Raw genomic sequence first — 7551 nt, forward strand, 5'->3', positions numbered from 1 at the left:
GCTTCTGCGGGCTGCCCCGGCTTCAAAGGGCCTGTCCCTCTGCCGGTCTCGATGGAGATGCCATGCAGTTCAGAACCGGCACGACCGACGATGTGGCCACACTGTGGGCGCTGCGTACGCGCTGCGTGCGCGAAACCTGCAGCAGCCACTACCCGCCGGAGGTGATCGCGCCGTGGTCCGCCTCACCGCCGCCCGCGCAGTATGCGCACCTGCTCGGGCAGGGCGGCTGCGTGGTGGCCCAGGACGAGCAGGGCGCTCTGCTGGGCTTTGGCGTGTTCGACGCTGAAGGCAACGAGGTCGATGCGCTGTTCGTCGATCCGGACAACGGCGGGCAGGGCATCGGCCAGGCACTGATGCAGCGTCTGCTGGCAATGGCCGACCCGACACGTGATGTCGTCCTGTCGGCTTCGCTCAATGCAGTGCCGTTCTATCAGCGGCAGGGCTTCACCGCCGGGGCAGAGGAGGACTACCCGCACCCCAGTGGTGTCGCCCTGGCGTCGGTGCGCATGCACCGCAAGCTGTAGAGCCGAGCCCGCGCTCGGCTGCATTTGTAGAATCGAGCCATGCTCGACTGCATTTGCCACAAAAGTAAAACAGTCGAGCATGGCTCGACTCTCCAGAAGCGGAGCAGCCGAGCCCGTGCTCGGCTCTACAGAACCCGGGTCAGCGTCCCGCCAGCCACGCGATGACCCCCTCGGCCGCGCGCAGCCCGCTCGCATAGCACGCGGTCAGCAGGTAACCGCCGGTCGGCGCTTCCCAGTCCAGCATCTCGCCGGCGCAGAACACACCGGGCAGGGCGCGCACCATCAGGCCGTCATCCAGCGCCTGCAGGCGCACGCCGCCAGCGGTGCTGATCACCTCGTCCATCGGGCGTGGCCGCAGCAGGCGCAGTGGCAGCCGCTTCAGTGTGGCCGCCACCGCAGGCAGGTCGTGGCCTGCATCCTTGCCCAGGTGCTCGAAGACCAGCGCGGCTTTCACTGCATCCAGCCCCGCGTGGCGGCGCAGGTGCTCGCCGAAGCTGCGGCCCTTGCGCGGGCGCGACAGATCGGCCAGCAGGCGCGCTTCATCGCGGCCCGGCACCAGGTCCAGCCACAGGGTGGCGTGGCCATCCCGGTTGATGGTCTCGCGCAGGTCGGCGGCCAATGCGTACACCAGGCTGCCTTCGATGCCGTACGCGCTGGCCACGCATTCGCCCTGCAGCGACTGCGGCTGCCCCTGCAGATCGATCCAGTGCGCGACCACCGGCTTCAACGGTGCGCCGGCATTGCGCTGTGCGAAGAACGGGGTCCAGTCCACGTCGAAGCCGCAGTTGGCGGATTGCAGCGGGGCGATGTCCACGCCGCGCGCCTGCAGCGGTGCGACCCAGGCGCCATCGCTGCCCAGCTGCGGCCAGCTGCCGCCGCCCAGGGCCAGCACGGTGGCATCGGCCTGCACCTCGACCGGGCCGTCTTCGGTGCTGAAGCACAGCGCGCCGGCGTCACTCCAGCCGGTCCAGCGATGGTTGGCATGCAGGCGCACGCCCTGTTCCTTCAGGCGGCGCACCCAGCCACGCAGCAGCGGCGCCGCCTTGCGGTCGACCGGGAACACGCGGCCGGAGCTGCCGACATAGGTCTCCACGCCGAAGCCGGCAGCCCAGTCGCGCAGCGCCTGGGCGTCGAAACCATCCAGCCACTGGCCGACGGCAGCGGCCTGTTCGCGATAGCGGCTGTCGAACAGCGGGCGCGGGTCGGAATGGGTCAGGTTGAGCCCACCTTTGCCGGCGATCAGGAACTTGCGGCCGGGCGAGCCCTTGGCCTCGTACAGGTCCACATCCAGGCCAGCCGCGCGCAGGCGCTCGGCGGCGAACAGGCCGGCCGGTCCGCCGCCGATGACGGCGACCCGGCGCGGTGCAGCGGCATTACGGTTTGACATCGAGCAGCTCGACATCGAACACCAGCGAGGAACCGGCCGGGATCGGGCCGATGCCGCGGTCGCCATAGCCATAGGCCGGCGGGATCATCAGGGTGCGCTTGCCGCCCACCTTCATGCCGGCTACCCCCTCATCCCAGCCACGGATGACCTGGCCGGCGCCGAGGGTGAAGGTGAAGGGTTCGCCGCGGCCGACCGAACTGTCAAAGGTCTTGCCGTGCTTGCTTTCGGTGCGCTGGTCGTAGATCCAGCCGGTGTAGTGCACGGAGACCTTCTGGCCGGGGACGGCTTCGGCGCCGGTGCCGACCTGGGTGTCGATGCGCTCGAAGGTGGTCAGGGTGCCACCCGGGGGCGGACCGGCCGGTTCGCGGGCACAGCCGGCGGCGACAAGGGACAGCAGCAGGGGGAGCAGCAGGCGGCGCATCGGGTGTCTCCGGGATGGGCAGTGTCGGGGGCGGCAAGGGTAGCGCATCGGTGCCGGGTATCATGGCCGCATGGCCAAACTCCTGCTCAATCTCCGCAACGTCGGTGACGACGAATATGCCGATGTCTGCACGCTGCTGGATCAGCACGGCATCGCCTGGTACCGCACCGAGCCCAGCCCGTGGGGCATTTCCAACGGCGGCCTGTGGCTGAGCGAGGATGCCGACCAGCCGCGGGCGAAGGCGCTGATGGCCGAGTACCAGGCGGCGCGCGGGGTGCGCGTGCGCGCCGAGCGCGAGCAGGCGCTGCGCGACGGGACGGCCGAAACCTTCGGCAGCTTGCTGCGGCGGCGGCCGGTGTTCGTGGTGCTGGTGCTGCTGGGGATGGTGGTAGCCGCGGCACTGGTGCTGCTGCCGTTCGTGCTGTTGCGGGGCTGAGCCCCCGCGGTAGTGCCGGCCGCTGGCCGGCAAGGGGTCGGATCCCTCCGCCGCGCGGAGGGCGCTGACCCCTGAATCTGCCTGTGCGGGCGCGAGGCGCTAAAATGGCGGAATGATCGCCAATACCACCGCCTACCACTTCGCCGTCATCGACGCCCCCCAGCTCCTGTGCGACCAGCTGCTGGCGCGCGCCGAGGCCGCGGAGCTGCGTGGAACCATCCTGGTGGCGGGCGAGGGCCTGAACCTGTTCCTGGCCGGCGCGCCGCAGGCGGTCGAGGACTTCTATGCCGCCCTGCATGCCGATGCGCGTTTTGCCGACATGCGGGTCAAGACCAGCTTCAGCGAGCATCAGCCGTTCGCGCGGCTGAAGGCCAAGGTCAAGGACGAGATCATCAGCTTCCGCCGCCATGACGGCCAGCCGCTGGAGTACCCGCGCGCGCCGGCCGTGGATCCGGCCACCGTGCAGCGCTGGCTGCGCCAGGGCCACGACGATGACGGCAAGCCGGTGGTGATGCTCGATACGCGCAACCTGCAGGAAGTGGAGTACGGCACGTTCAAGGACGCGCTGGTGCTGCCCATCCACAAGTTCACCGACCTGCCCGACGCCCTGGCGCCGCACCGCGAAGCGCTGAAGGACAGCACCGTGGTCAGCTTCTGCACCGGCGGCATCCGCTGCGAGAAGGCGGCGCTGTGGATGGTCAATGACGGCATGGACAATGTCCTGCAGCTCGACGGCGGCATCCTTGGTTACTTCGAGGAAGTGGGCGGCGAGGGCTACGAAGGCCGCTGTTTCGTGTTCGATGAACGCGTAGCGCTGGATGCGGCGCTGCAGCCGATGGTCGATGAACCGCTGGCTGCGCCGCGCCCCAGCGCGTTCTGACCGCGCGACTCTGTAGAGCCGAGCCCTTGCTCGGCTGCCGTTGAGCAGTGAAAAGCAGCCGAGCATGGGCTCGGCTCTACAGGGCCCGGCAGGCCCAGAGCCCGCCCCGCAGGAATCAGCATCCTGCCACCGTCACTGGCCGTGGCCCCGTCCCGACCCCATGAAAGGGGACATCCTGTGACGGAAATACGCCTGATGATCCCGTTGTCGATCCTCGACCTGGCCCCTGTCTGCGAGGGCAGTGATACCACCGCCGCCTTCGCCAACATGCTGGAACTGGCCCAGCACGCCGATGCGCTGGGCTACCGCCGCTACTGGCTGGCCGAACACCACAACATGCCCGGCATCGCCAGCGCGGCCACCGCCGTGCTGATCGGCCACGTGGCCGGCGGCACGAAGCGCATCCGCGTTGGCTCCGGCGGCATCATGCTGCCCAACCATGCGCCGTTGCAGGTGGCCGAGCAGTTCGGCACGCTGGCGTCGCTGTACCCAGACCGCATCGACCTCGGCCTGGGCCGCGCGCCCGGCACCGACCAGCCCACCGCGCGCGCCCTGCGCCGCTACTTCGACAGCGCCGACCAGTTCCCGCAGGACGTGCGCGAGCTGCTGCACTATTTCGAACCGGTGCAGCCCGGCCAGGCCGTGCAGGCCGTGCCCGGTGGCGGCCTGCGGGTGCCGACCTGGATCCTCGGTTCGAGCCTGTTTGGCGCACGCATGGCCGCCTCGATGGGCCTGCCGTATGCGTTCGCCTCGCACTTCGCACCCGATTCGATGGATGAAGCGCTGGCCGTCTATCGCCGCGAATTCCGCCCCTCGGCCACGCTCAAGCAGCCGCACGCGATGCTGGCGCTGAATGTCGTGGCCAGTGACAGCGAAGCCGAATCGCGGCGGCTGTTCACCAGCCAGCAGCAGAGCTTCGTCAACCTCCGCCGCGGTCGCCCGGGCCGGATTCCGGCGCCGATCGACGATATCGAGACCTTCTGGGAACCCCACGAGAAGCTGGGCGTGGAGCGTGCGCTGGCGTGCACCGTGCTGGGTGATCCGCAGCAGGTGGCCGAGGGCATCGCCGCCTTCGTCGACCGCCACACGCCCGACGAACTGATGCTGACCGCCAACCTGTACGACCACCGCGCGCGCCTGCGCTCGTTCGAGCTGACCATGCACGCCTGGCACGCCCGCCACGCCGGCTGAACATCGGCGTCACGGCGCATTGCAGCCGCGCCGGGTCTGATGGGGGCTCCTGCAACCGGAGCCCACCCCATGGCCGATTCCCGCGCCGAACATATTGCCCAGCTGGCCGAACTGATCAAGGACGTGGAGGTGGCGATGTTCACCACCGTCGGCGTCGATGGCCGCCTGTACAGCCGTCCGCTGGGCACCCAGCAGGTCGCCTTCGACGGTGACCTCTGGTTCGCCACCGCCGCTGACAGCCCGAAGGTGGCCGAAATCGCGCTCAACCCGCGGGTCAATGTGGCCTACGCCTCGGCGTCGAAGAACACCTATGTGTCGGTGTCGGGGCGTGCGCGCATCGTCGATGACCGCGCGAAGATCGACGAGCTGTGGTCGCCTGCGATGAAGCTGTTCTTCCCGGGCGGCAAGGAGGACCCGAACCTGCGGCTGATCCATGTGCGTGCCGATTCGGCCGAATACTGGGATGGCCCAGGCACATTGCTGGGCAGAGCGCTCACCTTCGTGTTGTCGGCGGTGCAGGATGAGCCGGCGCAGCTGGGCGACAATGGGTTCATCGACCTGCGTTGAGGGTCTCATCCACGCGGTGCTTGGACGGTAGTGCCGGCCGCTGGCCGGCATTGCGGCATTCCTGGCAGCCGGCCAGCGGCCGGCTCTACCGGATTCCGGCTCAGAACCAGCGCTGGAACAGATCCACCGCGTAGCCCACCAGCTGTCCGGAACTGAAGCCGAAGAAGGCAATGGCCGCCACGCCGGCTATCCAGTTGAACAGCATCAACGCGCCATCCCGCTCCAGCAGCGCCAGCGCGAACAGCAGCAGCTGGAAGCCGAACAGGAAGTTGGTGAACGGGATCGGCAGCGACAGCAGCACACCCAGCAGCACCAGCAGCACGCCAGTGAAGGCGTGCGCCGGCAGCGGCGCCAGCAGTTGCTGCATGCGCGGAGAGAGCATGCGGTCCAGGCGCCGCAACGGCCGGTCGATCCGATCCAGAAAGCGGTGCATGGTGCCGCGCCTGGGCCCGCGGCGGGCGATGAAGCCGGGCAGCCAGGGCTTGCGCCGGCAGCACAGCATCTGCAGGCCTATCAGCACCACCAGCGGCCCGCTGACCGCCCCGCCCATGCCCGGGATCGGGATGAAGGAGGGCAGGATGGCCACGAACAGGAAGACGCCGAAGGCGCTCTGCTGCAGATCCTTGAGGATCTGGCCGAGCGCCATGTGCTCGGCCGGGTCACCGGCGGCGAACATCGCCAGCAGGGTGCGGATGCCCTCGTTGCGGTAGACCGGGGACTGCTCGCCCGATCCATCCTCCGTCGCCGGGGTTGAATCAGGCGGTGAGCTCATCGGCCTGCTCGTCGGACAAGGTACGCAGCAGCAGCTTGTCCACGCGTGCGCCGTCCAGGTCGACCACCTCGAAGCGCCAGCCGGCCCAGTCGAAGTACTCGCCGGCATGCGGGATGCGGCCGAAGTAGTGGATGCACATGCCCGCCAGCGTGTAGTAATCGCCGTCCTCGGCATCGGGCAGCTCGTTGCTGCCGATCAGTTCGCGCAGGTCCTCGATCGGCAGCGAGCCGTCCACCAGCAGCGAGCCGTCCTCGCGGGTCACCACCAGGGCGTCCTCGTCGGCGTTTTCCACCGCCTGAAGGCGGCCGACCACCGCACCCATCAGGTCGCTGATGGTGACCAGGCCCTGGATCTCGCCGTACTCGTCCACCACCAGCGCCATGGACTGCTGTTCCTCGCGGAAGATCTCCAGCAGCTTCATCGCATGGGTCGATTCGGAAACGTACAGCGGCTCGCGCAGGGTCTGGAACAGGGCGTTGTCGCCACGCGCCATGCGTGTGGCCAGTGATTTCAGTTCCAGCACGCCGACCACGTCCATGTCGTTGTCGCGGTAGACCGGGTAGCGTGAGAACTCGTGCTCGGCCATGATTTCCAGGTTGCGCTCCAGGCCGGCCTGGGTGTCGAGCCAGGCGATCCGGTTGCGCGGGGTCATCAGGCTGTCGGCGGTACGGTCGCCCAGGCGCATGACACGATTCATCATGTCGCGTTCGTGGGCGTCGATCACGCCGGCTTCGTGGCTCTCGGCCACCAGCATGCGGATCTCTTCTTCAGTCACCGAGGCCACTTCATCCTTGCCCAGGCCAAACAGGCGCAGGACCAGCTGGGTGGTCCTGGAGAGCAGCCAGACGAAGGGCAGGGCCAGCTTGGCCAGCCAGCTCATCGGCATCGCCACCAGGCCGGCAATGGCCTCCGAACGGGTCAGCGCCAGGCGCTTGGGTACCAGTTCGCCGAAGATCAACGTGATGAAGGTGATCAGGGTGACCGCCAGCGCGGTACCGATGTTGCCGGCATAGGCGAAGCCCGGCATCAGGCCCTGGATCCAGCCGGCGAAGGCCTCGCCCAGCGCCTCACCGCCGAGGTAGCCGGTCAGCACGCCGATCACGGTGATGCCGATCTGCACGGTGGACAGGAAGCTCTCCGGCTTCTCCGACAGCTCCAGCGCCTTGGCGGCGCGCTTGGAGGTGGCGGCCATCTGCTTCAGGCGGCTCTTGCGCGAGGTCATGACCGACATCTCGGACATGGCGAAGAAGCCGTTCAACAGAACCAGCGCGAAGACAATCAGGATCATTTCAAACACGGGCGTCGTCCCCGGTTGGTGTTCAGTGGCCATGTCGATGCCGGTGGTCGCCGCCGCTGGCTGCGCACGTCGCCGG

General features: G+C 68.4%; 9 protein-coding genes. 5 read left to right on the forward strand and 4 right to left on the reverse strand.

Features of this window, described 5'->3' with window-relative positions; translation table 11 throughout:
- Window positions 1-62: 62 nt before the first annotated feature.
- Window positions 63-524: a GNAT family N-acetyltransferase gene (locus ACQKDV_RS17090; protein WP_427785313.1), complete on the forward strand. Its 462-nt coding sequence runs from the start codon at window positions 63-65 to the stop codon at window positions 522-524.
- Window positions 525-663: 139 nt separating this feature from the next.
- Here the strand turns inward: ACQKDV_RS17090 and ACQKDV_RS17095 are convergent, their stop codons facing one another.
- Both ACQKDV_RS17095 and ACQKDV_RS17100 read right to left on the reverse strand, forming a co-directional pair.
- A complete protein-coding gene (locus ACQKDV_RS17095; RefSeq protein ID WP_427785314.1) occupies window positions 664-1911 on the reverse strand; it encodes a TIGR03862 family flavoprotein in 1248 nt (415 codons plus the stop codon).
- Entirely contained in the window at window positions 1898-2332 is a 435-nt protein-coding gene (locus ACQKDV_RS17100) for an FKBP-type peptidyl-prolyl cis-trans isomerase (protein WP_108768449.1), read from the reverse strand. Before ACQKDV_RS17100 ends, ACQKDV_RS17095 begins: the two co-directional genes overlap by 14 nt.
- A 70-nt stretch (window positions 2333-2402) precedes the next feature.
- Between ACQKDV_RS17100 and ACQKDV_RS17105 the strand changes: the two genes are divergently transcribed.
- From ACQKDV_RS17105 to ACQKDV_RS17120, 4 genes are all read left to right on the forward strand, one after another.
- Window positions 2403-2768 (forward strand): DUF6164 family protein, encoded by a 366-nt coding sequence (locus ACQKDV_RS17105; RefSeq protein ID WP_324808679.1) that lies wholly within the window; start codon window positions 2403-2405, stop codon window positions 2766-2768.
- A gap of 112 nt (window positions 2769-2880) precedes the next feature.
- Window positions 2881-3648, forward strand: a complete 768-nt coding sequence (locus tag ACQKDV_RS17110) for a sulfurtransferase (RefSeq protein ID WP_427785316.1) — start codon at window positions 2881-2883, stop codon at window positions 3646-3648.
- 195 nt (window positions 3649-3843) lie between these two features.
- The gene (locus ACQKDV_RS17115; protein ID WP_427785317.1) at window positions 3844-4839 is read left to right on the forward strand and encodes an LLM class flavin-dependent oxidoreductase; all 996 of its coding nucleotides are present in this window, start codon (window positions 3844-3846) and stop codon (window positions 4837-4839) included.
- A 69-nt stretch (window positions 4840-4908) separates the two neighbouring features.
- Window positions 4909-5406, forward strand: a complete 498-nt coding sequence (locus tag ACQKDV_RS17120; RefSeq protein ID WP_427785319.1) for a pyridoxamine 5'-phosphate oxidase family protein — start codon at window positions 4909-4911, stop codon at window positions 5404-5406.
- Between the two features lie 100 nt (window positions 5407-5506).
- On the opposite strand, the gene ACQKDV_RS17125 is transcribed toward ACQKDV_RS17120, so the two are convergent.
- Together ACQKDV_RS17125 and ACQKDV_RS17130 are read right to left on the reverse strand one after the other, a co-directional pair.
- Window positions 5507-6178, reverse strand: a complete 672-nt coding sequence (locus tag ACQKDV_RS17125) for an exopolysaccharide biosynthesis protein (RefSeq protein ID WP_427785321.1) — start codon at window positions 6176-6178, stop codon at window positions 5507-5509.
- A complete protein-coding gene (locus tag ACQKDV_RS17130; protein ID WP_427785323.1) occupies window positions 6162-7466 on the reverse strand; it encodes a hemolysin family protein in 1305 nt (434 codons plus the stop codon). Before ACQKDV_RS17130 ends, ACQKDV_RS17125 begins: the two co-directional genes overlap by 17 nt.
- Window positions 7467-7551 lie beyond the last annotated feature (85 nt).

This window comes from Stenotrophomonas sp. NPDC077659, from assembly GCF_050268705.1.
Lineage (GTDB): Bacteria > Pseudomonadota > Gammaproteobacteria > Xanthomonadales > Xanthomonadaceae > Stenotrophomonas.